The following is a 24,439-nucleotide window of genomic DNA, read 5'->3' as shown; positions in this document are numbered from 1 at the left end:
GTGAAATACGTATGGCCGATCCAACCCCCCGCCGCCGAACCGCCATCCTGTTCGCCGCCGTGGCCCTTGCCGGCATCGCCGCCGGGGCCGTTGCGGTATATGTCATGCGGTCGGGGGAAGGCAACGGCGGCGAGGTCGCCAGCGCCGACTGTTCCGACGCGGTTGCCGCCGCCGAACGGGCGCGGCCCTTCGCCAAGGGGGAGGTCGCGGCCTTCCGGGTGGTCAGCGAAGCCAGCCCGATCGGCGATGTCGCCTTCCTCGGCCCGGACGGCGCCGAGATGTCGCTCAGCGCTTTCGCCGGCAAGACGGTGCTGGTCAACCTGTGGGCGACCTGGTGCGTGCCGTGCCGGACCGAGATGCCGGCGCTCGACCGGTTGCAGGGCGAACTCGGCGGTGACGACTTCGAGGTGGTGACGGTCAATATCGACCTCAACAACGAAGCCCGGGCGCGGGCTTTCCTCGACGAGATCAAGGTCAAGAACCTGGCCTTCTATTCCGACCCAACCACCGGCGTGTTCAAGGATTTCAAGTCGCGGGGCCTGGCGCTTGGGCTGCCGACCACCGTGCTGATCGACGGCAAGGGATGCCAGATCGGCAACGTCCAGGGGCCGGCCGAATGGGATTCCGACGACGCCAAGGCGTTGATCACCGCCGCGTTGCGATGACGCCGGACTGGCCTCAGGCGGCCTGGGCGGTGGCGACGGCGGGTTGCGGCGCGTCGTCGGGCTTCGGCACCGGCTGCGGGGTGGCGATTCCATCATCGATGACGACGATGTCGCGGCCGGCAGCCTTGGCCCGGTAGAGCGCCCGGTCGGCGGCGGCAAAGAGCGAATCGAGGCTGTTGCCGCCAGTGACGCCCGCTTCGGCGACGCCGCCGCTGAGGGTCGGGCGGAGATCGGCCATGCCGAAACCCCGGCAGGCTTCGGCGAAGGCGCAGCGGATTCGCTCGGCGACGACCACCGAGGCCCGGGCGGTGGACTCGGACAGGGCGATGGCGAATTCCTCGCCGCCCATCCGGCCGACGACGTCCGAATTGCGCAGGACGCCCTGGACGATATCACCGAACGCCTCCAGCACCCGGTCGCCCATGGCGTGGCCATATGTGTCGTTGATAACCTTGAAGCGATCGAGATCGAAGACGACCAGCGACAGCGGCTTGCCTTCGCTGGCGGCGCGCTCGAGGAGCAGGCCGGCATTCTCGAGGAAGGCGCGCCGGTTGGCGACGCCGGTCAGCGGGTCGACCCGGGCCGCCGTCATCTGCTCCATCTCGCGCTGCTCCTTGACCATCGCCACGGCAAAGATGGCGGTGCCGATGACGAAGGCGAGGGTCTCGAAGTGGATCAGGCCGAGCCAGGAATCGAAGGCCGGGGGATAGCCGGCCCCGAGTCCGCCGGTGGCGGCCAGCACCGCGCCGGCGGCGAAGAAGGTGCCGTGCAGGACGAGCAGGACGATCAGCGGCCAGCGAGTCTGGAGCCCGCGATTGCCGAGCCAGAATTCCGCCGCCGCCGCGAGCAGGTAGATGGCGATCACCGCGAGGTTGAGCGCCATCTGGGCTTCGCTGCCAAGCCGGAAGATCACCAGCACCGCCACCAGCCAGATCGTCGCGCCAGCGACGACGATGAGCGGGTTCGGCCGGCGCTGGTTACAACTCACCGCCGCCGCCCAGACCATCGCCGGACTCAGATTGAGAAAAAGGATGCCGAGCATCACCGACGGAAGGCCGAACTGCGAGCCGGCCGAGGACAGGAGCGGCACGCCGATGGCCAGGGAAAGGTTGGCGCCAGCCCACCATAGCGGGCCGGTGGCATCCCGGTTCTGCAGCCATGCGAAGAAGAGAAAGGCGCCGCTTATCGCTGCGACGAAGCTTCCTGCCAACATCAGAGTCGGAAGATCTATGTTCATTGAACCGGGCCGCCCTGAAATACGATCGTGTCTCGGTAAACGACGATATGTTCGAGGACGCATCCTATCGAGGATAGCCAAAAGTCCAGTTATGACTTTGTCTAAAATGCAAATGGCGAGCGTAGCGATCCGTTAACCAGGCGACGCCGCGGTCAGGCCACCTGTTCGAGCGGCAGGCCGCCAGAGTCGTCCGGGCCGCGTCTTGGACGCTCGACACGATTCCGCCCGTTCTGCTTGGCGAGATAGAGGCCGTCGTCGGCGGCGGCGAGCAGGGCGTCGAGGCTCGACCGCGGGCGCGCGGTCGTGACGCCGGCGCTGACGGTGGCCTTGACCGGCAGGCCGTCGAGTGACGCGCAGCGCGCGGCGAAGGTCTCGCGAATCCGCTCGGCGAGGGCAAGCGCCTCGGCGAGGCTGGTCTGCGGCAGTATGACGACGAACTCCTCGCCGCCGATCCGGCCGACCCGGTCCGTCGACCGCAATTCGGTGCTCACCACCTTGCCGAACTGGCGCAGCACGTCGTCTCCGGCGGCGTGGCCGAAGCGATCGTTGATCGACTTGAAATTGTCGAGATCGAACAGAATGACCGACATCGGCTTCTCGGCAGCACTGCTTTTCCGCAGCGCCTCGTCGGCGTGGCTCATCAGGGCGCCACGGTTGAGCATGCCGGTCAGATCATCGGTCTCCGCGACCCGCTTGTGGAGGCTGACGCTGCGCTCGCGCGACAGCGCGACGATGAACACGGCCGTGCCGAGCGAGAACAGCACCGACACGAAGTGGATCGAGCCGAACCAACTGGTCAGCGGCACTGGGCCATCGACAACGCGGCCGGTCGCCACCTCGATGGCACCGGCGACGAAGATGGAGCACTGCAGCAGGCACAGGCCGACCAGCGGCCAGCGGGCCTTGAGGCCGTCTTCGCGGCCGCGCCAGAATTCCCAGGCCGTGGCGGCGGTCATGGCCGCGATGACCGCCAGGGTGACGGCGAATTCGAGCGATGGATAAGAAGCCCGAAACGCCAGCATTGCGACCGGAAGAAGGAGCGCGACGAGTATCAGGAGATATGGTGGCGGGCGGTCGTCGAACCGCCGGGCGGATGTCCAAAAGAGGGCAGGGGCGACGGCGCAGACGATGCCGCCCATGGCCCGCATGATGCCGTATCCGGGCATCGTGCCGACGACCAGGAGCACGACGCCAGCCGCGTAGAAGAGGTCACCGGCTGCCCACCACAGCAATGCGCGCCCGTCGCGCGATTGCTGCCAGGCGAAGAAGATGAACACTGCGCTCATCGCAGCGACAAAACTGCCGGCGGCCATCAGTGTCGGAAGGTCGAGAGTCATCAATGTCCGGAAATGTGTCACACCGCGCGGTGACGCTATCGGCTGGACGTTCACGACCCGTTACCCGCGCGGGTGGAATCAGCCCTGTTGCGGCAAGGTCCTGTTCACCATGACCGGAGCGGGAGCGCCGCGGCGGTGCGGTCAGGTGGGGACCGGCAGGCGGTCGAGGGGCGTGATCCGCAAGGAGGTAATGCGGTTGCGGCTGCGGCGCAGGACCTGAAAGCGGTAGCCGTGGAAGGTGAAGGCCTGACCGGGCTCGGGGATGATCCGCGCCTCGTGGATGACGAGGCCGGCGATGGTGGTGGCGGCCTCGTCGGGCAGGGTCCAGTCCATCGCCCGGTTGAGGTCGCGGATCGGCACCGCGCCGTCGACATTGACCGAACCGTCGGGCTGGGGGCGGACGCCGCTCAGCGCGATGTCATGCTCGTCGGCGATCTCGCCGACGATTTCCTCGAGAATGTCCTCCAGCGTGATCAGGCCCTGCACCTCGCCATACTCGTCGACGACGAGGGCGAAATGCGCCTTGCGCTTGAGAAAGGCGTTGAGCTGGTCGTTGAGCGACGTGGTGTCGGGGACGAACCACGGCTTCTTGGTCACCGTGAGGATATCGACGTTGCTCATGTCGCCGCCGGCCGACTTGAGGATGCGCAGGAGGTCCTTGGAGTGGACGACGCCGACGATATTCTCGGGCTCGCCCTCCCAGATCGGCACACGGGTATAGGGGCTGGCGAGGATCGCCTCGACGATCTGGTCGGCCGGCTCGGCGGCGTTGACGGTGTGCATGCTGGTGCGGTGGACCATGACGTCGGAGACGTCGAGTTCGCCGAGGTCGAGCAGGCCGCCGAAGCGGTCGCGTTCGTCCTTGACGACGCTGCCCTCGGCATGGAGCAGGTCGACCTGGCCGCGCAATTCGTCGGCCGCCGACAGCACCGCCATGCCATCCGCCGCGTTCCAGCCGATCAGGTGGAGGATGCCGCGGATCAGCACCTGGACGGCGGCGACGATCGGCGACAGCGCGGCGACGACGACGCTGAGGACCGGCGCGGCGGCCCTGGCCATGCGATCGGGGCTGCCGATCGCCAGCGTTTTCGGCAGGATCTCGCCGAAGACCAGGACGAGAAAGGTCATGCCAAGCGTCGCGTAGACGACGCCGGCCTGGCCGAAAATGGCCAGGAGAACGCTGGTCGCCAGGGCCGAGGCCAGGATGTTGACGACGTTGTTGCCGAGCAGGATGGCGCCGATCAGCTTCTCGCGATCGGCGATCAGCCGGCCGACGATGGTAGCGCGGTGGTCGCCGGCTTTCTCCATCTGCAGCATCCGCGCCTTCGAGGTCGCGGTCAACGCGGTTTCCGAACCGGAGAAGAATGCCGAGATGGCGACCAGAAGGACGATCGCCAGGGCGATCAGCGCGATGGTCATTTCGCCAGTTGCTCCTCGAGGAAGGCTTCGACCTTGTCGCCCGGAATGTCCCTGGCGATGAAGGCGTCGCCAATGCCGTTGGTCAGAATGAAGGTCAGCTTCCCCTGCGACACTTTCTTGTCGTGGGCGATATGATGCATCAGGGTCGCGGCGTCAGGAAGGTCGCCCGCGATATCCCGGATCCGGGTCGGCAGCCCGACTTCGGTGAAATGGGCCTCGACGCGGCGGCGGTCCTCCAGCGGGCAGAGGCCCAGCTTGAACGAGAATTCAAAGGCCAGCACGACGCCGATCGACACGGCTTCGCCGTGCAGCAGGCGATCGGAATAGCCGGTCACCGCCTCCAGCGCGTGGCCGAAGGTGTGGCCGAGATTGAGCAGCGCGCGGCGGCCCTGCTCGCGTTCGTCCTCGGAGACGATATCGGCCTTGCCCTTGCAGGCGATCGCGATCGCCTTTTCGCGCTCCGGCCAGCCGGCAGCGACGGCGCGCCAGTTGGATTCGAGCCACTGGAAGAAGTCCGCGTCGCGGATCAGGCCGTATTTCGCCACTTCCGCGTAGCCGGCATTGAAGATGCGGGCGGGAAGGGAATCGAGGATGCCGGCATCGGCGAGGACGAGGTCGGGCTGGTGGAAGACGCCGACGAGATTCTTGCCGCGGGCTGTATTGACCCCGGTCTTGCCGCCGACCGAGGAATCGACCTGGGCGAGTAGGGTGGTCGGGATCTGGATCAGGTGAATGCCGCGCAACACGATGCCCGAGGCGAAGCCGGCAAGATCGCCGACGACGCCGCCGCCAAAGGCGAGGACGGCGTCGCTGCGCTCCATCCGGGCCTCGAGCAGGCTGTCGACGACCGATTCCAGCGTCGCGAAGCTCTTCGATCCTTCGCCCGGCTTGATGACGATCTGGACATGCTTGACGCCGGCGGCATCGAGACTGTCGATCAGGGTGGTGAGGTGAAGGTCGGCGACGGTGGCGTCGGTGACAATGGCGATGCGGGCACCGGGCAGTCGCCGGGCGATCTCGGCGCCGGCGCTGTCGACGATGTCGCGACCGATGATGATGTCGTAGGAGCGGTCGCCCAAGGCGACCGGGACCGTCGCCGAGACACCGCTGTGCAATTGCCCGTCCGCGTCGCTCATCCCTCGACCTTTTCGGTTGTGCCGCGGCTGAAATAGTCGTCCAGCGCGACAAGAACGTTTTCGATCACCACGTCATGGGCGACATCGCGCGACTGGATGTGGATATCGGCCTCGTCGTAGATCGGATAGCGCTCGGCGATCAGCCTGTCGACCACGGCGGCGGGATCCCCGGTCCTGAGGAGCGGCCGCGTCGAGCGGCGGCGGACCCGCGCCAGGATCAGGTCGCGGTCGGCCTTCAGCCAGACCGAGATGGCGCCGGCCTGGATCGCCGCCCGGGTTTCCGGCTGGATGAAGGCGCCGCCGCCGGTCGCCAGCACCTTCGGCGCGCCGTCGAGGAGGCGCTGGATCACCCGCCGTTCGCCATCGCGGAAATAAGCCTCGCCATGCTGTTCGAAGATGTCGTTGATCGTGGCGTTGGCGGCTTCCTCGATCTCGGTGTCGGCGTCGACGAAAGGCAGGCCGAGGCGGGCCGCCAGCCGACGGCCGATCGACGACTTGCCGGCGCCCATCATGCCGACCATGGCGAGGGTTCGGCCTTCGAGCTGCCGCGCGACGCGCGCTTCGAGCGATTCGCCGGCTTCGTCGGTTTTCGGGTCGCGTGTCGGGGTCAATCCGGTGTCTTCCATGGCCGGACCTAGAGCGGTTTTCGACCGGTTCTGTCAAGGCGGTGCCACGCTTTCGCGGTGACGGCTTGAAACAATTACCGGTCTGGCCGACAACAGGCGCCAATGCGGCGGACTGTCCGCGGCCTCTCACACCGTTTTGTTCTTGTCGGTGATCGGGATCCGCAATGCCTACGATAGTCAGATTCCTGACGACCCTTGTGGTGCTCGCGGCGCTTGTCGGCGCGGCGATGTTTTACCTTGCCAATTTCGTGACGCCGCGCGACCGCGAGATGTCGGCCCGGATTCCGGCCAGCGACCTCGACCCGGTGCCGATCGTCAAGCCGACGCCGCCACCGCCGGCCGAGCCACCGCCCGACGAGGACGGTTCCGACGAAGCGGTCTCCGAGGAATGACGCGGAGGCCGCGGGCGCAGGGCGCAGGATACCAGATCGAGGCCTTTCTCGAGATGATGAGCGCCGAGCGCGGCGCAGCCCCCAATACCCTGGCCGCCTATCGCCGCGATCTCGAGGATTATACCGGCTATCTTGCCGACATCGGCTCGGGGCTCGAAAGGGCGGGACCGGAGCAGATTCGCACCTATCTCGGCTATCTCGACGGGCAGGGGCTCGCGGCGCCGACCGTGGCGCGGCGGCTTTCGGCGCTCCGCCAGTTTCACCGCTTCCTGTTCGGCGAGGGAACGCGGGAGGACGATCCGACCGGCACGATCGACGGGCCGCGCCGGCCGGCGCGGCTGCCCAAGGTGTTGAGCGAGGCCGAGGTCGACCGGCTGATCGAGGCGGCGGCCGCGGCGCCGGACCGCGCGGACCTGACGCCCGTCGGACGGCTGAGGGCGTTGCGACTCCATGCCTTGCTGGAGCTGATCTACGCGACCGGGCTGCGGGTTTCGGAACTGGTGTCGCTGCCTGCCACCGTGGTGCGCGACGAAACCCGGTATTTCGCCATTCGCGGCAAGGGTGGCCACGAGCGCATCGTGCCGCTGACCGACCGGGCGCGGGCCGCCACGGTCGCCTACCTCGCGGCGCGGGGGGAGGCCGGGCACCCGGCGGCGGGCTGGCTCTTCCCGTCCTCGGGCGACAGCGGCCACCTGACCCGGCAGGCTTTTGCCCGCGATCTCAAGGGTTTGGCGGCTTCGGTCGGGATCGAGGCGGCGAAGATCTCGCCGCATGTGCTGCGCCATGCCTTCGCCAGCCACCTTCTCCAGAACGGCGCCGACCTCCGGGTTGTCCAGCAACTGCTGGGACACGCCGACATCTCGACCACCCAGATCTATACCCATGTCCTGGAAGAGCGGTTGCGCACGCTGGTCAGCGCCCATCATCCGCTGGCGGCGCGGGGCGACTAGGGCCGGCGGCGCGAGCGCGACGCCGCGACGGGTTTACTTGACTTGACCGATGGCTAAGGTCAGTTTGCCGCCGCCTGCCCCCACCCGGCGGGCGGACGGGCAGACTTGGCCTTTTTTCTGGACCCGAATGCGCACCTATCTCGACTTCGAAAAACCGGTCGCCGACCTTCAGGGCAAAGTGCAGGAACTGCGCTCGCTTGGCGATGACGGCGACGCCGTTACCATCAACGACGAGATTTCGCGGCTGGAGGCGCGCGCCAACCAGGCGCTGGCCGAGATCTATACCAAGCTGACGCCGTGGCAGAAAACCCAGGTGGCGCGCCATCCGGACCGGCCGCATTTCGTCGACTATGCCAAGCAACTCATCGAGGATTTCACACCGCTGGCCGGCGACCGGCAATTTGCCGAGGACGCGGCCATCGTCGCCGGTCTCGGCCGGTTCCGCGGTCGCGGCATCGCGGTGATCGGCCACGAGAAGGGCGCCGACACCGAAACCCGGCTGAAGCATAATTTCGGCATGGCGCGGCCGGAAGGCTATCGCAAGGCGGTGCGGATCATGGACATGGCCGATCGCTTCTCGATCCCGGTGCTGGCGCTGGTCGACACCGCCGGCGCCTATCCGGGCATCGGCGCGGAAGAACGCGGCCAGGCCGAGGCGATCGCCCGCTCGACCGACAGGTGCCTGACGCTCGGCGTGCCGAATGTCGCGGTGATCATCGGCGAGGGCGGTTCCGGCGGCGCAGTCGCCATCGCCACCGCCAACAAGGTGATCATGCTGGAACACGCGATCTACACGGTCGCCTCGCCGGAAGCCTCGGCTTCGATCCTCTGGCATGATTCGAGCCGGGCGCAGGATGCGGCGACGGCAATGCGGATCACCGCGCAGGATCTCTCCCGCTTCGGCATCATCGACGCGATCGTCCAGGAACCGGTGGGCGGCGCCCATCGCAAGCCCGGGGATACGGTGGCGGCGACCGGGGACGCGATCGCCCAGGCTTTCGCCTCACTCGACAACCTGACGCCGGAGGAAGTCCGCCGCCAGAGGCGGGACAAGTACCTGGCGATCGGGCGTTCGCTCTAGGGGAACAAGGCCGGGCGGTTGCCTTGCTCTTGCCTTCAAGCCCGATAAAACTAGGTCTGACAGTGTCGGAGCCGGGGCATTCCATGGGCGGTAACCACCCAGCAAGGTTGTGCCGGATAGGACGGGTGAGACGGCGATTCGCAAGGCGGGCAGGGGCGCCGGGCGAAACGCATGTGTTCAGGGGACTTTGATGGCTTTCCGAAACTTTTCGCTCCTGCTTCGTGCGGCGCTGATCGGCGCGGCGGCCATGGTGCTTGGCGCCTGCACCGAATCCAGCCTGCCCAAGGATATCCGGCCGGTTTCCAACAAGCTCGTCAGCGAAATGCAGAAGGACGGGATGAAGGAGACGTCGCCGATCTTCATCCGCATCTTCAAGGAAGAGTCGCAGCTCGAGGTCTGGAAGCAGCGCCGCGACGGCAAGTATGCCCTGCTCAAGACCTACGACATCTGCAAGTGGTCCGGCGTGCTCGGCCCGAAGATCAAGGAAGGCGACCGCCAGGCGCCGGAGGGCTTCTACACCGTCACCCCGGCGCAGATGAACCCCAAGTCCAGCTACTACCTGTCGTTCAACATCGGCTTCCCCAACGCCTATGACCGGGCGCATGGCCGTACCGGCACGCACCTGATGGTGCATGGCGCGTGTTCCTCGGCCGGCTGCTACTCGATGACCGACGAGGATGCCGGCGAGATATTCGCGCTCGCCCGCGATGCCTTCAAGGGCGGGCAGCGGTCGTTCCAGATCCAGGCTTTCCCGTTCCGGATGACGCCGCAGAACCTCGCCAAGCATCGCGGCGACCCCAACATGGCCTTCTGGATGGAACTGAAGGTCGGCTACGACCACTTCGAGATCACCCGCCAGCCGCCGAAGGTCGATGTCTGCGACAAGCATTACGTCTTCGACGCCGATGCCGGCGGCGCCTCCTTCAACGCCTCCGCCAAGTGCCCGGCCTACACCGTGCCGGCGTCGATCACCACGGCGCTCGCCGCCAAGCAGATCGCCGACGACAAGAAGACCGCCGCGGCCGCGGCCGAGATCGATTCCGACGCGGCGCGGATGGCGGCGCAGAAGCAGAAGGTGGCCGACGAACAGGCTGCCGAGGCCGCCAAGGCGGCGGAGCGGGCGGCCAAGCCGACCGTCGTCGAGCGGCTCCTCGGTCGCAAGAAGGACCCCGAGGCGACCCCGGCGCCGGAGCCGGCCGCCGCGCCGGAGAAATCGGCTGCCGCGACACCCGCCGCGCCGCCGGCCAAGCCCAAGCCCGCCGCCGTGGTGGCGACCAATACGCCAGCGCCGGCGGCCGCGCCGAAGCCGCCGGTCAGGGTCATCGCCCCGTCGCCGGTCGCCGCCGCGCCAGAGCCGGCCGACCCGGAGGTCGGCAAGGTGGTGGATCGCGAATTCCTGTGGCCGGAAGACCCGGTCGTGGTCGAGGGCGGGGCCCAGATCCTCAAGCCGACGCTTGCCGCGCCCGGCGGCTGACGGCCGGCGGTTTCGCCATCGCGACCGCCAGGGATTTTTCCTGTCGTGTCAGTTTATAGCGGCCAGAAGACCAGGATCGCCGGGACGCCGACCGCGACGATGATCAGCTCCAGCGGCAACCCCATCCGCCAGTAATCGCCGAAGGCATAGCCGCCCGGTCCGAGGATCAGGGTGTTGTTCTTGTGGCCGATCGGGGTGAGGAAGGCGCAGGACGAGGCAACCGCGACCGCCATCAGGAACGGATCGGGGTTGGCGCCGAGACGGCCGGCGATATCGACTGCGATCGGCGCGCCGATGACCGCGGTGGCGGTGTTGTTGAGGACATCCGAGAGGGTCATCACCACCACCATGAGGACGGTGAGGATCACCCAGGCCGGCAGGCCCGAGGCGAGGTTGACGATGCCGCCGGCGATGACCTCGGTGCCGCCGGACTGTTCCAGCGCGATGCCGAGCGGAATCATCGAGCCAAGCAGGATCACCACCGGCCATTCGACCTCGTCATAGACCTGGCGGAGCGGCACGATGTCGAAGATGACGTAGAGGCCGACGACAGCCGCCAACGCCACCGGCAGGTAGAGGATGCCGAAGCTGGCCAGCGCCACCGCCGCGGCAAACAGGCTGACGGCAAGCGCGGCGCGGCCGTGCTGGGTGACGCCGAGGCCGCGATCGGCGAGCGGCAGGGCGCGCAGCCAGTTGGCGGCCTCGCCCAGCCGGTCGGGCGGGCCGATCAGCAGCAGCACGTCGCCGGCGCGGACCTGGAGCTGGCGGACCCGCTCGCGAAAACGGCGGCCCTGACGCGAGACGCCGAGCAGGGCGACGCCGGTATGGCGGTTGAGGCCGACCGTGCCGGCGGAACGGCCGTCGAGCCGTGAATCACGCGGCACCACCACTTCGAGCAGGGCGAGGTCGGAACTGCCGGATTCCTTGATGCTGTCACGGCGCGGGAATTCCAGCTTCAGCGATCCGACCAGGGCGTCGATGGCCTCCACCGGACCATCGACGACGAGGATGTCGTCCTCGAGGATTTTCTCGCGGCGAGCGCCACCCGGCAGCCGGCGGCCCTTGCGGATCAGGCCGAGGACCACGACGCCGGCCTCGGCGGCCTCGTCATCGAGGTCGCCGACGAGGCGACCGACGATCGGCGACTTGGCGGGAATCGCCAGCTCGGCGACGTAGCCGTGGATATCGCGGAGATTGGCGGTCGGCGCCTTTTCGGAATTGCCGACCGGGATCAGACGCCAGCCGATCAGGGCGACATAGGCGACGCCGACGATTGCGCAGACGAGGCCGACCGGGGCAAAGGAAAACATGCCGAAGGGCTCGCCCAGCGCCTCGCCGCGATAGGCGGCGATGATGATGTTGGGCGGCGTGCCGATCAGGGTGACCATGCCGCCGAGAATGGTGGCGAAGGCCAGCGGCATCAGGCTGAGCGCCGGGGAGCGGCCCGCCTTGGCCGAGGCGGAAATCTCGACCGGCATCAGGAGGGCCAGCGCCGCGACGTTGTTCATGAAGGCGGAGAGGCCGGCGCCGATCGCCGCCATGAAGGCGATGTGGCGGCTGAGGCTGCGGCCGCTGTCGACGAAGACCCGCGAGATCCAGTTGACCGCGCCGGAATTCACCAGCCCGCGCGAGATGACAAGAACGATGGCGACGATCACCGTCGCCGGGTGGCCGAAGCCGCTGAACACCTCTCCGGTCGGCACGAGGCCGAGGACGGCGGCGACGATCAGGGCGGCGAAGGCGACGAGATCGTAGCGGAAGCGGCCCCAGATCATCAGCGCGAAGACGGCGATGAAGAGCGAGAAGAGGAGGATGTTGTCGACGGTCATGCGGGCTGTCGCGATGGCTCAAGGAAAACGGCAGCCATCGGTACAGCAGGAGCGGCGCGCCGTCGATGGCAGCCGATATCCGTCGCGGTCAGCGGGGGGCGAAGACCGAAAGCGCGTGGCGGGCGACCGAGAAGCGCGCCGGCGTCTCGGTGGTGATCTCGCCGTCGGTGCTGACCGGCATCGGCGCCGCCGTCTCGATGACGGCTTCGGTGGAGCGAAAGACTCGGACGTCGTCGCGTTCGCCGTGGCGGCCCTCGAAAAAGGCCGGGGCCATCGCCACCAGCTCGGGGATCGAGGCGGTTTCGATGGCAAAGATGTCGAGGATGCCGTCGTCGATCGCGGCCCCGGTCGAGACCTTCACGCCGCCGCCATAGTGGACGCCGTTGCCGATGGTGATCTGGTAGGCGCTGACTTCGGTACGGTTGTCGCCGCAGGCAATGGATGCGGCGAAATGCTCGGCCGAACCCAGCGTCGACAGGGCCGCCGCGGCGTAGCTCAATGGGCCGAGGCGGCGCTTGAGGTCGGGATCGAGCCGGTCGGTGATCTCGACGGCGAGGCCGATGCTGGCGACGTTGAGGAAGTCGATATCGTTGACCCGGCCGACATCGATCTTGCGGAGATAGCCGCCGGCAATCACCGCGGCGGCCTCGACCGGGTCGACTGGGATGCCGAGGGTGCGGGCGAGGTCGTTGGCGGTGCCGAGCGGCAGGATGCCGACCGGCCGGCCGACCTCGATCAGGCCGGCCAGCGCGCCGCTGACCGTGCCATCGCCGCCACCGATGACGATGGCGTCGGCGGAAGCCCCTTCAGAGGTGATCAGGGCGCGGACGTCATCGCGACCGCCGCATTGCCGGATATCGACGGCGAAACCGTCGGCAACCAGCGCCGCGACCGCGGCGCCAAGCGACTGCGACGCCCGCGAAGCGTTGGGGTTGACGACAAGCAGGAGCCGCCCGTTTGGCATTGCGGTCAGACGAAACGCCCGTGGCAGTGCTTGTACTTCTTGCCGGAGCCGCACGGGCAGGGTGCGTTGCGCTGGACCTTGCCCCAGGTCTCGGGATTCTCCGGATCGATCTGGGCGGCGACGCGACCATTACCACCCAGCGCCTGGGCTTCGGCCGAGCCGCCGGCTTCGGCCATCTCGTTCTCGCCGGTCAGCGGATTGGCGTGGGTTTCCTCGAGCGAGGCGAAGTCATCCTCCGGGGCGAGCGGCGGCGGACGCTGGACGATCTCGACCCGCATCAGCTGGCTGGTCACGACCTCGCGCAGGCGCGCCAGCAGCGACTGGAACAGCTCGAAGGATTCGGTCTTGTACTCGTTCAGCGGGTCGCGCTGGGCGTAGCCGCGGAAGCCGACCACCTGGCGGAGGTGGTCGAGGGTGGCAAGATGCTCGCGCCACAGGTTGTCGAGCGACTGGAGCAGCACCGCCTTCTCGATCTGGCGCATGATGTCCGGACCGAAGCGCACGGCGCGCTGGGCGGCCTGTTCGTCGGCGGCGCGCATGATCCGCTCGCGCACCTCGTCGTCGGCGATGCCCTCTTCCTTGGCCCAGTCGTCGACGGGCAGGTCGAGATTGACGGTTTCCTTGATCGCCTCGCGCAGGCCCGTGGCGTCCCACTGCTCGGGATAGGCCTTCTCCGGGATGTGGCGGGCAACGAGATCCTCGATGATCTCGTGGCGCATGTCGGCGACGGTCTCGGTGACCGTCTCCTGGCCCATCAGGTCGATGCGCTGCTCGAAGATGACGCGGCGCTGGTCGTTCATCACGTCGTCGAACTTCAGCAGGTTCTTGCGGATGTCGAAGTTGCGCGCCTCGACCTTCTGCTGCGCCTTTTCAAGCGCGCGGTTGATCCAGGGATGGACGATCGCCTCGTCTTCCTTGAGGCCGAGCTTCTGCAGCATGCCTTCCATGCGCTCGGCCATGAAGATGCGCATCAGGTCGTCCTGCAGCGACAGGAAGAAGCGCGACGAGCCGGGATCGCCCTGGCGACCGGCGCGGCCGCGCAACTGGTTGTCGATGCGCCGGCTCTCGTGGCGCTCGGTGCCGATGATGCACAGGCCGCCGACGCCGGGAGACAGCGCCTGCGCCTTGAGACGCTCGACCTCGGCGCGGATCGCCTTTTCCTTCTCCTCGCGCTCCGGACCTTCCGGGACTTCGGCGAGTTCGTGGGCGACGCGCATGTCGGAATTGCCGCCGAGCTGAATGTCGGTGCCGCGGCCGGCCATGTTGGTGGCGATGGTCACCGCGCCGGGGACGCCGGCCTGGGCGACGATCTGGGCTTCCTGCTCGTGATAGCGGGCATTGAGGATGGTGAAGGCCTTGGACTTGATCGCCTGTTCCTTGAACAGGTCAGCCAGTTCCTCGGGCTTCGAGAAGTCGCGCTGCTGCCATCCGGCCTTGCGCAGGAGTTCGGCCAGGTATTCGGATTTCTCGATCGAGGTGGTGCCGACCAGCACCGGCTGGCCGCGCGCCTTGCAGTCCTCGATCAGGGCGATGATCGCCCGGAACTTTTCTTCCGCCGTCCGGTAGACCTCGTCGTCCGAGTCCTCGCGCAGCATCGGCTTGTTGGTCGGCATCTCGACGACTTCGAGACCGTAGATGTTGCCGAATTCCTCCGCCTCGGTCACCGCCGTGCCGGTCATGCCGGCTAGCTTGTTGTACATGCGGAAATAGTTCTGGAAGGTGATCGAGGCGAGCGTCTGGTTCTCTGGCTGGATGCGGACATGCTCCTTGGCCTCGAGCGCCTGGTGCAGGCCCTCCGAATAGCGCCGTCCCGGCATCATGCGGCCGGTGAACTCGTCGATGATCACCACTTCGTCGTTGCGGACGATGTAGTCCTTGTCGCGCAGGAACAGCTTGTGGGCGCGCAGGGCCTGGTTCATGTGGTGGACGATGGTGACGTTCTCGACGTCGTAGAGCGACTCGCCCTTGAGCAGGTCGGCCTCGCGCAGCAGGTTCTCGAGCTTCTCGTTGCCCGCCTCGGTGAAGCTGACCGAACGCACCTTCTCGTCGATCTCGTAGTCTTCAGGCTCGAGGTGCGGGACGAAGGTGTCCATCTGGTTGTAGAGCTCGGACCGGTCCTCCAGCGCGCCGGAGATGATCAGCGGTGTCCGCGCCTCGTCGATCAGGATCGAGTCGACCTCGTCGACGATCGCGAAGTTGTGGCCGCGCTGAACCATCGCGCCCAGCTCGTGCTTCATGTTGTCGCGCAGGTAGTCGAAGCCGTATTCGTTGTTGGTGCCGTAGGTGATGTCGGCCTTGTAGGCGTTGCGGCGATCCTCGTCCTCGATGCCGTGGACGATGACGCCGACGGTGAGGCCGAGGAAGTTGTAGACTTCGCTCATCCATTCGGCGTCGCGGCGGGCGAGGTAGTCGTTGACGGTGACGACATGGACGCCCTTGCCGCTGAGCGCATTGAGATAGACCGGCAGCGTGGCGACCAGGGTCTTGCCCTCGCCGGTCTTCATCTCGGCGATGGCGCCTTCATGCAGGACGATGCCGCCCATCAGCTGGACATCGAAATGGCGCTGGCCGAGGGTTCGGCGCGCCGCCTCGCGGACGGTGGCGAAGGCCGGGACCAGAAGGTCGTCGAGCTTGACGCCATCGGAAATCTTGGCGCGGAACTCGGCGGTCTTGCCGCGAAGCTGATCGTCGCTGAGCGCCTTCAGCTCGGGCTCGAGCGCGTTGATCTCGTCGACGCGGGACTGGTAGCCCTTGACGCGGCGATCGTTGGGGCTGCCGAAAATCTTGCGGGCAATTGAGCTTAGACCGACCATGAATCTTCCTTGAGCGACGGCAGTCCGAAAGGCGCGCTTCCGGGCGGACCGGGAGCCACCACCACGGCCCGTTCACCAAATGCGCGAGGCCGCCGGATGTCCGACCGCACCATCGCCACGCTTGGGAATTCAAAGCGTTCTGGACGCCAAGCCGTGAGAGAGATAAGAGGGGGGCTGGTGGATGTCAACGGCGCTGCCGGTGCGATACGGGTGCTGCTTCGGCACCGCTTGAACGGTGTCGCGGCGCAATTACAGCAATCGAACAGGACGATTCGATGACAAGGCTTACCCGTGTTTCCCGCCGGCGCCGGTTTCCGCTTGGCGGACTGGCGATTGTCGCCACCCTTGCGCTCGCCGGTCCGGCCGTGGCGCAGGAGGCGCCGGCCGACATGGTCGTGGCGACGCTCAACGGCGAACCGATCACCGCCGCCGACCTGGCGCTGGCCGCCGCCGAGTTCGGCGACCAGCTCGGCCAGGTTGCGCCGGAGCGGCGGGACGCGGCATTGATCGACCTGGTGATCAACATCCGGCTGGCCAGCAAGGCGGCCAAGGATGCCGGGCTGGAGAGCGAGCCGGCGGTGATGCGCCGCCTCGACCTTGCGCGCGACCGGACCCTCTACAGCGAATTCCTCCGGACAAAATTCATCGCCGCCGTCACCGACGAGGCGGTCAAGGCGCGTTTCGATGAGGAAATTGCCTCCTTCGAGCCGCAGGAAGAGGTGCGGGCGCGCCATATCCTGGTCAAGACCGAGGCGGAAGCGAAGGACATCATCGCCCAGCTCGACAAGGGCGCCGACTTCGCCGAACTGGCGACCGAAGCCTCGCTCGATCCCGGATCGGGCCAGTCGGGCGGCGATCTCGGCTTCTTCAAGCGCGGCCAGATGGTCAAGCCGTTCGAAGAGGCGGCCTTCGACCTCAAGCCGGGCAAATACACCAAGAAGCCGGTGCAATCCGACTTCGGCTGGCATGTCATCCTGGTCGAGGAAAAGCGCGAGGAGCCGCCGCCGACCTTCGAGAGCCAGGCACAGCGGATCCAGCAGGACCTGATCCGCGCCACCTTCGACGCGGAAATCGAGACGCTGCGCGAAGGCGCGACGATCGAACTGGTGACCCCCGATGCGCCGGCTCCGGCCCCCGAGGCCGCGAACTAGCCGCGGCGCTTGCCGGCCGAACCCTCTCCAGATGATGGCCCAGTCGTTTCCATGACCGCGGTATCGCCTCTCGCTCCGACGTCCTATCCGACCCTTCCGCCGATCGCCGGGGTTCATTTCGCCTCCGCCGAGGCGGGGATCAAGCATGCCGGTCGCACCGACGTGCTGCTCGCCACCTTCGACAAGGGGACGACGGCGGCCGGTGTCTTCACCCGGTCGAAATGTCCGTCTGCGCCGGTCGACTGGTGCCGGGAGGCGCTGCAATCGGGCAAGGCGCGGGCGCTGATGGTCAATGCCGGCAACGCCAATGCCTTCACCGGCAAGCGCGGTCGCGAGACGGTCAAGCTCAGCGCCGCGATGGTTGCCGAGGCGCTGGGATGCCGGCCTAAGGAGGTCTTTCTCGCCTCGACCGGCGTCATCGGCGAACCGCTCGACGCGGCCAAGTTCGACCGGGTGGTCGAGCGGCTTGTCGCCCACCAGCATGACGGTCCGTGGATCGACGCGGCGCGGGCGATCATGACCACCGACACCTTTCCCAAGGTCGCGACCCGCACCGCCTGGATCGGCGATGCGGCGGTCGCCATCAACGGTGTCGCCAAGGGCGCCGGGATGATCGCGCCCGACATGGCGACGATGCTCTCCTTCATCTTCACCGACGCGCCGATCGCCGCGCCGGTGCTGCAATCGCTCCTGTCGCGCGGCGTCACCGGGTCGTTCAACGCGATCACCGTCGACAGCGACACCTCGACCTCCGACACGGTGCTGATCTTCGCCACCGGCCAGGTCGCCGGGGCCAAGCCGATCACCTTGACCCGCGACCGGCGGCTTGCCGGCTTCCGCGAGGCGCTGGACGACCTGCTGCTCGACCTCGCCCACCAGGTGGTGCGGGACGGCGAGGGGGCGCGGAAATTCGTCGAGGTGCGGGTCGAGCGGGCCACCTCTAAGCGCTCGGCCAAGCGGATCGCGCTGTCGATCGCCAATTCGCCGCTGGTCAAGACGGCGCTGGCCGGCGAGGACGCCAACTGGGGGCGGATCGTCATGGCGGTCGGCAAGGCCGGCGAACCGGCCGACCGCGACAAGCTGGCGATCTGGTTCGGCGATACCCGCGTCGCCTTCCATGGCGAGCGCGACCCGGACTATTCGGAAGCGGTAGCCGCCGCCTACATGAAGAGCCAGGACATCGTCATCACCGTCGACATCGGCCTCGGCACGGGCAGCGACCGGGTCTGGACCTGCGACCTGACCAAGGAATACGTGGCGATCAACGGCGACTACCGGTCGTGAGCTTCGTGCGCGTGCGTGCTTCAAGGCTCGGGCTACGCCCTCGCGCCTCAGCATGGCGATGCGGGTCCATCCCAGCCATCCCGAGGCGCTCCGCGCAGCGGAGCCTCGAAGGACGCAATGGCCTTTGGCCCGCGGTCGCGAACGGACATTGTCGATGACCCTCCTCGTCGTCGTCGCCTGCGCGCTGATCGATATCGACGGCCGGGTGCTGATCAGCCAGCGGCCCGAGGGCAAGGCGATGGCCGGCCTTTGGGAGTTTCCCGGCGGCAAGGTCGAGGCGGACGAGACGCCGGAGGCGGCGCTGGTTCGCGAGCTCAGGGAAGAACTCGCCATCGACACCCAGTCGGCCTGCCTGGCGCCGCTGACCTTCGCCAGCCATGCCTATGAGGATTTCCATCTGCTGATGCCGCTCTTCGTCTGCCGCAAGTGGCAGGGCACGGTGCGGCCGCTGGAGGGGCAGGCGGTGAAATGGGTGGCGGCGCGCAAGCTGCGCGACTATCCGATGCCGCCGGCCGACGCGCCGCTGATCGCGCCGTTAATCGAACTTTTATAGGTTTTGTCGATACTTGTGCCTAACGCCCCTCAACACCGGCGAAGGCAGCATCCCGATGGCTTCAGACCTCGGCAGGACCATTCTTCTCATGCCCGACGACGAAACGCGGCCCGAGTCGCCGGCGCACCTGCGCGCCGCCGCCTACCTGCCGATCTCCGTGGCGCTGTTCGGGGTCGCGGTGATCCTCCTCGGCGGCCTGTCGGTGACGGCGACCGAAGTCGTCGAGACTCCGGCCATCGACCCGATCGCCACCGGCTCCATCGTCTCGACGCCGGCGCAATAAGGCGCGTCAGCCGCCCGGCTTGTCGCCGGTCGGCACTTCGCGGACGCCGAGCGCGTCGGCGAGGCGGGTCTTGGCCGATCCCGGCCTGAGCGGCTTCTGCTGGCTCTCATCCGGCGCCCATCCCGACAACCAGACCAGATCGAAGGTTGCGCGCACCCGGCCGTCGGCGTCGGCGAAGCGTTCGGCATAGACCTCCGCGGCGCGGATCAGCACCGCGCGGCGGAGCGGTTGCCGGGCGCGCTCGACCAGCGCATTGGTGGCGCCCATCGCGCGGAGATCGCGCGTCAGGTCGAACATCGTGTCGTAGCGGACCGTCAGCCGATCCTGGTCGATGACCGGCAGGGCGAAGCCGGCGCGCTGCAGCAGGCCGCCGAGCACCCGGATTTCAGCGAAAGGCGCGACGCGGGGCGAGGCGCCGCCGGTCAGTTCGGCCTCGGCGACGGCGAAGGACTGGCGCAACTCGGTCAGGGTGTCGCCGCCGAGCAGCGTGGCGAGGAACAGGCCGTCGGGCTTCAACGCGCGGCGGATCTGGACGAGGGCGCCGGGCAGGTCGTTGGCGTAGTGGAGGGCGAGCGCCGAGACCGCGAGATCGAGGCTTTCCGCTCGAAAAGGCAGCTTTTCCTCGTCGCCGATCACCAGGAAGGAGGCTGCCTCCGTCGACGTCTCGGGCGAGCGGGCAAGGCGGAAGACGGTCTCCACCTGGCTCGAAGTGGCGAGGCGCCCGGCAAGCAAGGGCAACGGCGTGGCTATATCGGCGGCGCGGGCGAAAACGCGCTTCACCGCCATCAGGCGATCGACCAGATCGTCGGTCGCGGCGCGGAGGAGGAAGTCGGCGACGGGCGTTCCGGCGCGCAGCGCGCGGTCGCGGCGGCGATCGAGCAGAGCGCGGTCGAAGAGGGGGGCGGGGCCGTCCATGGCGCGGTTATGGGCCGGCTCGGCCGGCGCGTCAAAAGCGCCGGCGGCAAATTCGACGCGGATCGAAAACAGTCCATGACTCTGCCATTGTCGGGGCGCTAAATTGGCCGCAATGGAGAGAAACATTCATACGCGGCCGCCGGTCCGGCGACCGCCGACGCGGTCCTGGGGCAGCCCGATCCGCGCGGCGGCTTCGACCGTCGCCGACCTGGCGCTGCCGGCGCAATGCCTTTCCTGCCAACGCCACGTCTCGCGTCTCGGCGGCCTCTGCCCGGTCTGCTGGGGCGAATTGCGGCTGATCGAGAAGCCTTATTGCGCCCGGCTCGGCCTGCCCTTCGCCTATGACCTCGGGCCGAATGCGCTGTCGGCGGAAGCGATTGCCGAACCGCCGCCCTTCGATCGCCTGCGCGCCGTGGCGCGTTTCGATACGGTCGCCCGGTCGCTGGTGCACGGGCTGAAATATCGCGACCGCACGGAACTCGCCCGCTGGATGGGCGCGTGGATGGCGCGGGCCGGCGGCGATGTGATCGCCGAGGCCGATTTCATCCTGCCGGTGCCGCTGCATCGCTGGCGCTTGTGGCTGAGGCGGTTCAACCAGTCGGCGGCGCTGGCCGCGGTCGTCGCGGCCTCGGCCGACAAGCCGTTCGTGCCGATGGCGCTGAAACGGGTGCGGGCGACGGCGCAGCAAGTGGGACTGTCGGCCAACGAACGCGACCGCAACGTGCGCGGCGCCTTCCAGGTGCCGGCCGACTACAAGCCGATCGTCGCCGGGCGGCGGGTGCTGCTGGTCGACGATGTCTATACGACGGGCGCGACGGCGCGGGCGGTGACGCGGGCGCTGCTGCGGGCCGGGGCGAGCGGCGTCGACGTGCTGGTCTTTGCGCGGGTTGTCCGCGACGGCATCTGACCGATATCCTGTGCATCCGGACAAGGAGAGCGATCATGGCTGGCTTCCGCGCAGCGGCGATTCAGATGCGCAGCGGCTTCTCGGTCGAGGCGAACACGGATGAGGCGGAGCGCCTGATCCGCGCGGCGGCGTCGGCGGGCGCCGACTATGCGCTGACGCCGGAAATGACGACGATCCTCTGCATGGATCGCGAGCGCCTGCTCGCCAGCATCTCGGCCGAGGCGGACGATCCCTCCCTGGCGCGTTTCCGGGCGCTGGCCAGGGAACTCGGCATCCATGTCCATATCGGCTCGATGGCGATCAAGCTCGGCCCGACCTCGGTCGCCAACCGCGCTTTCCTGATCGGGCCGGACGGCGGCATCGTCGCCCGCTACGACAAGATCCACATGTTCGATGTCGACCTGGCGAATGGCGAGAGCTACCGCGAGTCCCGCCTCTACCGGCGCGGCGAGGCGGCTGTTATCGCCGACCTGCCATGGCTGCGGCTCGGCCTGTCGATCTGCTACGACGTTCGCTTCCCCAACCTGTTCCACACGCTGGCGACCCATGGCGCGGCGGCGCTGGCGATCCCGGCGGCCTTCACCAGGACGACCGGCGAGGCGCACTGGCACATCCTGATGCGGGCGCGGGCGATCGAGACCGGCTCCTTCGTGATCGCAGCGGCGCAAGGGGGACACCACGACGACGGTCGCGACACCTACGGCCACAGCATCATCGTCGACCCCTGGGGGCGGATCCTTGCGGAAGCCGGCACCGATCCCGATGTCATCCTCGCCGATATCGATCCGGCGGCGAGCGCTGCGGCGCGCCAGCGGATTCCGGCGCTTGCCAGCGATCCGCCCTATGAACTTCCCGGCACAGCCGCGGAACTCGAGACCGCCTGAGGACATCGCATGATCCGATTTGCCCTGCGTTGCGAGAAAGACCACGAGTTCGAGGCCTGGTTCCGGTCCGGCGACGACTACGACCGGCTGGCGGGCGAGAAGGCGGTCAATTGCGCGGTCTGCGGCTCGACGCGGGTCGAGAAAGCGCTGATGGCGCCGGCGGTGGCACGCTCGCCCAGGACGCGGGGCATGGATATCGTCAAGGTCGATGCCGGGCGGGAGGCGGCGCCGGCCGCCGACGAAAACGTGCAGCTTGCGACGTCGGACCCGCGCGAGCGGGCGTTGCGCAGCGCGATCCGCGAGCTTCGCCAGAAGGTGACCGAGCGAGCCGACTATGTCGGCAACCGCTTCGCCGAGGAGGCGCGGAAGATCCACCACCAGGAAGTCGAGCCGCGCGGCATCTACGGCGAGGCGACCAGCGAGGACGCCAAGGCGCTGGCCGAGGAGGGGATCGACTTCTACCCGTTGCCGTCACTCCCCGAAGACCAGAACTGAGCATTCATACACAGGAACGAAACAGGGGAGCCGCCTTCATGGCACGCATCGTCATTACTGGAGCCAATCGTGGAATCGGACTTGCGCTTGCCCGCGCCTATGTCGCGCGGGGCGACGAGGTCGTCGCGGCGGTCCGCGTCACCTCCGCCGACCTTGATGCGCTCGGCGCCGAAGTGCATGAGGGGGTCGAACTGACCGACGACGCGGCGGTGCAGCGCTTCGCCGACTCGCTTGGCGAGAACTCCGTCGACGTGCTGATCGCCAATGCCGGCATCGCAACGTCCGAGACGCTCGAAGACCTCAACTGGGACCGCATCCGGCGTCAGTTCGAGGTCAATACGCTTGGGCCTCTCCGCATCACGCGCGCTATGCTGCCGCGGCTGAAGGAGGGCGCCAAGGTGGCGATCGTCACCAGCCGAAGCGGGTCGATCGGCGACAACGGGTCCGGCGGCGCCTATGGCTACCGGATGTCGAAGGCGGCGGTGAACATGGCCGGCGTCGGGCTGGCGCTCGACCTCGAGCCGCGCGGCATCGCGGTGATGCTGTTGCATCCCGGCATGGTCAAGACCGACATGCTGGGCAACGTGCCGGGCGGGGTCGAGCCGGAAGACGCCGCCGCCCGCATGGTGGCGCGGATCGACGACATGACGCTGGAAGCGACCGGCAAGTTCATCCATGCCGAGGGCCACGAACTGCCCTGGTAGGGCGGACGGTCCCCAGGCTTTTTCGCCGCGCCCTTTTCACCGGGGGCGCGGCGCGATATAGAGAACAAAAAGCGAACAAATTCGGGAGGACAGGTGATGCCTGCGCGATTGCCAATCGACTATCTCGAGTTTTCCAGCCGTGACATCGTCCGCAGCCAGGCCTTCTTCGAAGCGGCGTTCGGCTGGACCTTCACCAGTTACGGGCCATCCTATGCGGCGATCGACAATGCCGGACTCGATGGCGGGATCGAACAGGCCGAGGGCGAGCCGTCGGCGCCGCTGGCGATTCTCTATGCCGACGACCTCGACGCGGCCGAAGCCGCGGTGACGGCAGCCGGGGCGGAGATCACCCGCCCGCAATTCGATTTTCCCGGCGGGCGGCGCTTTCAGTTTCGCGAACCGGGCGGCAACGAACTGGCGGTGTGGACCAAGCAGTCGGGTTAGGCTGCGGGCGCCACCGGCTTGCCGGCGACCATCATGTAGTTGACGTCGGTGTCGTCGGAGAGCTGCCAGCGATCGGCGATCGGCACATAGACGACGCCGGTTTCGTCGCGGCGGGTCAGGCCGGCGGCGCGGAAGGCGCCGCCGAGTTCGTCCGGGGTGACCAGCTTGTCGTAGGAGTGGGTGCCGCGCGGCAGCCAGCGCAGGACGTATTCGGCGCCGATGATGGCGAAAGCCAGGGCCTTGAAGGTGCGGTTGATGGTCGAGGCGATGACGAGGCCGCCCGGCCGCACCAGGGCGGCGGCGGATTCGATGAACAGGCGGACATCGGCGACATGCTCGACCACCTCAAGCGCCAGGACGACGTCACAAGGCTCGATCGCGCCGATCAGCGCCTCGGCGGTGGTGGCGCGGTAATCGATGGAGAGGCCGGATTCGGCGGCATGGTGGCTGGCGACGGCGATATTCTCGTCCGAAGGATCGATGCCGGTGACCCCGGCGCCCATCCGGGCCAGCGGCTCGCAAACGAGACCGGCGCCGCAGCCGATATCGAGAATGCGCAGGCCTTCGAGGGCGCGGCCATCGCGCGGATCACGGCGCTGGCCGGCCCCGGGACCGTCGAAATGGGCGCAGATCTGCGCCTTGATGTAGCCGAGGCGGACCGGATTCAGCCGGTGGAGCGGGGCCATCGGGCCGCCCGGATCCCACCATTTCCCGGCAAGCGCGGAGAAACGGGCCACTTCGTCGCGGTCGATGGTCGAGGCGGTCGGCATGATGCGGGAACGCTAGGCGATCCGCCGTCGTTCCGCTACTTCGAAATGGGCTCCCTACCGCCGGCCGTTGCGGCAAACCGCGCCAGTCGCTAAGAAGGCGCGCCTTTTCGGCGACAAAGGACGGGT

Annotated in this window: 24 protein-coding genes; 14 read left to right on the top strand and 10 right to left on the bottom strand. The window is 67.7% G+C overall.

All coding sequences use genetic code 11. The annotated features are described in order from the left end of the window. Positions 1-11 precede the first annotated feature (11 nt). Positions 12-665, top strand: a complete 654-nt coding sequence (gene tlpA / locus BLT60_RS03935) for a thiol:disulfide interchange protein TlpA (RefSeq protein WP_090874867.1) — start codon at positions 12-14, stop codon at positions 663-665. A gap of 13 nt (positions 666-678) precedes the next feature. On the opposite strand, the gene BLT60_RS03930 is transcribed toward tlpA, so the two are convergent. The 5 genes from BLT60_RS03930 to BLT60_RS03910 form a co-directional block, all read right to left on the bottom strand. Next, on the bottom strand, positions 679-1,902 hold the full coding sequence (locus tag BLT60_RS03930) for a GGDEF domain-containing protein (protein WP_090874866.1): 1,224 nt from the start codon (positions 1,900-1,902) through the stop codon (positions 679-681). Between the two features lie 152 nt (positions 1,903-2,054). Next, a complete protein-coding gene (locus tag BLT60_RS03925; protein ID WP_090874865.1) occupies positions 2,055-3,239 on the bottom strand; it encodes a GGDEF domain-containing protein in 1,185 nt (394 codons plus the stop codon). 141 nt (positions 3,240-3,380) lie between these two features. After that, positions 3,381-4,658: an HlyC/CorC family transporter gene (locus BLT60_RS03920; RefSeq protein WP_090874864.1), complete on the bottom strand. Its 1,278-nt coding sequence runs from the start codon at positions 4,656-4,658 to the stop codon at positions 3,381-3,383. Next, positions 4,655-5,794 (bottom strand): 3-dehydroquinate synthase, encoded by a 1,140-nt coding sequence (gene aroB / locus BLT60_RS03915; RefSeq protein WP_090874863.1) that lies wholly within the window; start codon positions 5,792-5,794, stop codon positions 4,655-4,657. Before aroB ends, BLT60_RS03920 begins: the two co-directional genes overlap by 4 nt. Beyond that, a complete protein-coding gene (locus tag BLT60_RS03910; RefSeq protein WP_244521122.1) occupies positions 5,791-6,405 on the bottom strand; it encodes a shikimate kinase in 615 nt (204 codons plus the stop codon). The genes aroB and BLT60_RS03910 overlap by 4 nt, the downstream gene beginning before the upstream one ends. Before the next feature lie 179 nt (positions 6,406-6,584). Here BLT60_RS03910 and BLT60_RS03905 point away from each other — a divergent pair, with 179 nt between their 5' ends. The 4 genes from BLT60_RS03905 to BLT60_RS03890 all read left to right on the top strand — a co-directional run bounded on the left by BLT60_RS03905 (position 6,585) and on the right by BLT60_RS03890 (position 10,317). Beyond that, a complete protein-coding gene (locus BLT60_RS03905) occupies positions 6,585-6,812 on the top strand; it encodes a hypothetical protein (RefSeq protein ID WP_090874861.1) in 228 nt (75 codons plus the stop codon). Further along, a complete protein-coding gene (locus BLT60_RS03900; RefSeq protein ID WP_090874860.1) occupies positions 6,809-7,762 on the top strand; it encodes a site-specific tyrosine recombinase XerD in 954 nt (317 codons plus the stop codon). Before BLT60_RS03905 ends, BLT60_RS03900 begins: the two co-directional genes overlap by 4 nt. A gap of 127 nt (positions 7,763-7,889) precedes the next feature. Continuing rightward, complete coding sequence (locus BLT60_RS03895; protein WP_090874859.1) at positions 7,890-8,843, top strand: acetyl-CoA carboxylase carboxyltransferase subunit alpha; 954 nt, start codon at positions 7,890-7,892, stop codon at positions 8,841-8,843. Positions 8,844-9,033: 190 nt separating this feature from the next. Further along, the gene (locus BLT60_RS03890; RefSeq protein WP_090874858.1) at positions 9,034-10,317 is read left to right on the top strand and encodes a L,D-transpeptidase family protein; all 1,284 of its coding nucleotides are present in this window, start codon (positions 9,034-9,036) and stop codon (positions 10,315-10,317) included. A gap of 53 nt (positions 10,318-10,370) precedes the next feature. On the opposite strand, the gene BLT60_RS03885 is transcribed toward BLT60_RS03890, so the two are convergent. The 3 genes from BLT60_RS03885 to secA all read right to left on the bottom strand — a co-directional run bounded on the left by BLT60_RS03885 (position 10,371) and on the right by secA (position 15,923). Then, on the bottom strand, positions 10,371-12,146 hold the full coding sequence (locus tag BLT60_RS03885; protein ID WP_090874857.1) for an SLC13 family permease: 1,776 nt from the start codon (positions 12,144-12,146) through the stop codon (positions 10,371-10,373). A gap of 88 nt (positions 12,147-12,234) precedes the next feature. Further along, positions 12,235-13,110, bottom strand: coding sequence for a lipid kinase (locus BLT60_RS03880; RefSeq protein WP_090874856.1), 876 nt, complete (start codon positions 13,108-13,110; stop codon positions 12,235-12,237). 5 nt (positions 13,111-13,115) lie between these two features. Next, a complete protein-coding gene (secA, locus tag BLT60_RS03875; protein ID WP_090874855.1) occupies positions 13,116-15,923 on the bottom strand; it encodes a preprotein translocase subunit SecA in 2,808 nt (935 codons plus the stop codon). Positions 15,924-16,198: 275 nt separating this feature from the next. Here secA and BLT60_RS03870 point away from each other — a divergent pair, with 275 nt between their 5' ends. The 4 genes from BLT60_RS03870 (at position 16,199) to BLT60_RS03855 (ending at position 19,194) form a co-directional block, all read left to right on the top strand. Then, positions 16,199-17,074 (top strand): peptidylprolyl isomerase, encoded by an 876-nt coding sequence (locus BLT60_RS03870; RefSeq protein WP_090874854.1) that lies wholly within the window; start codon positions 16,199-16,201, stop codon positions 17,072-17,074. 51 nt (positions 17,075-17,125) lie between these two features. Further along, entirely contained in the window at positions 17,126-18,358 is a 1,233-nt protein-coding gene (argJ, locus tag BLT60_RS03865; RefSeq protein ID WP_090874853.1) for a bifunctional glutamate N-acetyltransferase/amino-acid acetyltransferase ArgJ, read from the top strand. Positions 18,359-18,512: 154 nt separating this feature from the next. After that, positions 18,513-18,911, top strand: coding sequence for an 8-oxo-dGTP diphosphatase MutT (gene mutT / locus BLT60_RS03860; RefSeq protein ID WP_090874852.1), 399 nt, complete (start codon positions 18,513-18,515; stop codon positions 18,909-18,911). A 55-nt stretch (positions 18,912-18,966) separates the two neighbouring features. Next, on the top strand, positions 18,967-19,194 hold the full coding sequence (locus BLT60_RS03855; protein ID WP_139167747.1) for a hypothetical protein: 228 nt from the start codon (positions 18,967-18,969) through the stop codon (positions 19,192-19,194). A 6-nt stretch (positions 19,195-19,200) separates the two neighbouring features. Here BLT60_RS03855 and BLT60_RS03850 read toward each other — a convergent pair whose 3' ends face one another. Continuing rightward, a complete protein-coding gene (locus tag BLT60_RS03850) occupies positions 19,201-20,109 on the bottom strand; it encodes a methyltransferase domain-containing protein (protein WP_090874850.1) in 909 nt (302 codons plus the stop codon). A gap of 112 nt (positions 20,110-20,221) precedes the next feature. Here BLT60_RS03850 and BLT60_RS03845 point away from each other — a divergent pair, with 112 nt between their 5' ends. The 5 genes from BLT60_RS03845 to BLT60_RS03825 all read left to right on the top strand — a co-directional run bounded on the left by BLT60_RS03845 (position 20,222) and on the right by BLT60_RS03825 (position 23,543). Next, positions 20,222-21,016, top strand: a complete 795-nt coding sequence (locus BLT60_RS03845) for a ComF family protein (RefSeq protein WP_090874849.1) — start codon at positions 20,222-20,224, stop codon at positions 21,014-21,016. A gap of 35 nt (positions 21,017-21,051) precedes the next feature. Continuing rightward, positions 21,052-21,900, top strand: a complete 849-nt coding sequence (locus BLT60_RS03840) for a carbon-nitrogen hydrolase family protein (RefSeq protein WP_090874848.1) — start codon at positions 21,052-21,054, stop codon at positions 21,898-21,900. Between the two features lie 9 nt (positions 21,901-21,909). Continuing rightward, positions 21,910-22,395, top strand: coding sequence for a DUF1178 family protein (locus tag BLT60_RS03835; protein ID WP_090874847.1), 486 nt, complete (start codon positions 21,910-21,912; stop codon positions 22,393-22,395). Positions 22,396-22,433: 38 nt separating this feature from the next. Beyond that, positions 22,434-23,099: an SDR family oxidoreductase gene (locus BLT60_RS03830; RefSeq protein ID WP_090874846.1), complete on the top strand. Its 666-nt coding sequence runs from the start codon at positions 22,434-22,436 to the stop codon at positions 23,097-23,099. Between the two features lie 96 nt (positions 23,100-23,195). Then, positions 23,196-23,543 carry a VOC family protein gene (locus BLT60_RS03825; RefSeq protein ID WP_175478279.1) on the top strand — a complete coding sequence of 116 codons (348 nt, stop codon included), beginning with the start codon at positions 23,196-23,198 and terminating at the stop codon, positions 23,541-23,543. Here the strand turns inward: BLT60_RS03825 and ubiG are convergent. Further along, positions 23,540-24,313, bottom strand: coding sequence for a bifunctional 2-polyprenyl-6-hydroxyphenol methylase/3-demethylubiquinol 3-O-methyltransferase UbiG (gene ubiG / locus BLT60_RS03820; protein ID WP_090874844.1), 774 nt, complete (start codon positions 24,311-24,313; stop codon positions 23,540-23,542). The two genes, BLT60_RS03825 and ubiG, sit on opposite strands and share 4 nt — an antisense overlap. Positions 24,314-24,439: the final 126 nt, after the last annotated feature.

The sequence above is a fragment of the Bauldia litoralis genome, assembly GCF_900104485.1.
GTDB classification, from domain to species: domain Bacteria; phylum Pseudomonadota; class Alphaproteobacteria; order Rhizobiales; family Kaistiaceae; genus Bauldia; species Bauldia litoralis.
This window is presented reverse-complemented; position numbering and strand designations above follow the sequence as displayed.

What these genes read in the sequence shown, in the direction of transcription:
- tlpA (WP_090874867.1), top strand. Translation starts at nt 12, where the DNA reads ATGGCCGATCCAACCCCCCGCCGCCGAACCGCCATCCTGTTCGCCGCC.
- BLT60_RS03930 (WP_090874866.1), bottom strand. Translation starts at nt 1,902, where the DNA reads ATGAACATAGATCTTCCGACTCTGATGTTGGCAGGAAGCTTCGTCGCA.
- BLT60_RS03925 (WP_090874865.1), bottom strand. Translation starts at nt 3,239, where the DNA reads ATGACTCTCGACCTTCCGACACTGATGGCCGCCGGCAGTTTTGTCGCT.
- BLT60_RS03920 (WP_090874864.1), bottom strand. Translation starts at nt 4,658, where the DNA reads ATGACCATCGCGCTGATCGCCCTGGCGATCGTCCTTCTGGTCGCCATC.
- aroB (WP_090874863.1), bottom strand. Translation starts at nt 5,794, where the DNA reads ATGAGCGACGCGGACGGGCAATTGCACAGCGGTGTCTCGGCGACGGTC.
- BLT60_RS03905 (WP_090874861.1), top strand. Translation starts at nt 6,585, where the DNA reads ATGCCTACGATAGTCAGATTCCTGACGACCCTTGTGGTGCTCGCGGCG.
- BLT60_RS03900 (WP_090874860.1), top strand. Translation starts at nt 6,809, where the DNA reads ATGACGCGGAGGCCGCGGGCGCAGGGCGCAGGATACCAGATCGAGGCC.
- BLT60_RS03895 (WP_090874859.1), top strand. Translation starts at nt 7,890, where the DNA reads ATGCGCACCTATCTCGACTTCGAAAAACCGGTCGCCGACCTTCAGGGC.
- BLT60_RS03890 (WP_090874858.1), top strand. Translation starts at nt 9,034, where the DNA reads ATGGCTTTCCGAAACTTTTCGCTCCTGCTTCGTGCGGCGCTGATCGGC.
- BLT60_RS03885 (WP_090874857.1), bottom strand. Translation starts at nt 12,146, where the DNA reads ATGACCGTCGACAACATCCTCCTCTTCTCGCTCTTCATCGCCGTCTTC.
- BLT60_RS03880 (WP_090874856.1), bottom strand. Translation starts at nt 13,110, where the DNA reads ATGCCAAACGGGCGGCTCCTGCTTGTCGTCAACCCCAACGCTTCGCGG.
- secA (WP_090874855.1), bottom strand. Translation starts at nt 15,923, where the DNA reads ATGGTCGGTCTAAGCTCAATTGCCCGCAAGATTTTCGGCAGCCCCAAC.
- BLT60_RS03870 (WP_090874854.1), top strand. Translation starts at nt 16,199, where the DNA reads ATGACAAGGCTTACCCGTGTTTCCCGCCGGCGCCGGTTTCCGCTTGGC.
- argJ (WP_090874853.1), top strand. Translation starts at nt 17,126, where the DNA reads ATGACCGCGGTATCGCCTCTCGCTCCGACGTCCTATCCGACCCTTCCG.
- mutT (WP_090874852.1), top strand. Translation starts at nt 18,513, where the DNA reads ATGACCCTCCTCGTCGTCGTCGCCTGCGCGCTGATCGATATCGACGGC.
- BLT60_RS03855 (WP_139167747.1), top strand. Translation starts at nt 18,967, where the DNA reads ATGGCTTCAGACCTCGGCAGGACCATTCTTCTCATGCCCGACGACGAA.
- BLT60_RS03850 (WP_090874850.1), bottom strand. Translation starts at nt 20,109, where the DNA reads ATGGACGGCCCCGCCCCCCTCTTCGACCGCGCTCTGCTCGATCGCCGC.
- BLT60_RS03845 (WP_090874849.1), top strand. Translation starts at nt 20,222, where the DNA reads ATGGAGAGAAACATTCATACGCGGCCGCCGGTCCGGCGACCGCCGACG.
- BLT60_RS03840 (WP_090874848.1), top strand. Translation starts at nt 21,052, where the DNA reads ATGGCTGGCTTCCGCGCAGCGGCGATTCAGATGCGCAGCGGCTTCTCG.
- BLT60_RS03835 (WP_090874847.1), top strand. Translation starts at nt 21,910, where the DNA reads ATGATCCGATTTGCCCTGCGTTGCGAGAAAGACCACGAGTTCGAGGCC.
- BLT60_RS03830 (WP_090874846.1), top strand. Translation starts at nt 22,434, where the DNA reads ATGGCACGCATCGTCATTACTGGAGCCAATCGTGGAATCGGACTTGCG.
- BLT60_RS03825 (WP_175478279.1), top strand. Translation starts at nt 23,196, where the DNA reads ATGCCTGCGCGATTGCCAATCGACTATCTCGAGTTTTCCAGCCGTGAC.
- ubiG (WP_090874844.1), bottom strand. Translation starts at nt 24,313, where the DNA reads ATGCCGACCGCCTCGACCATCGACCGCGACGAAGTGGCCCGTTTCTCC.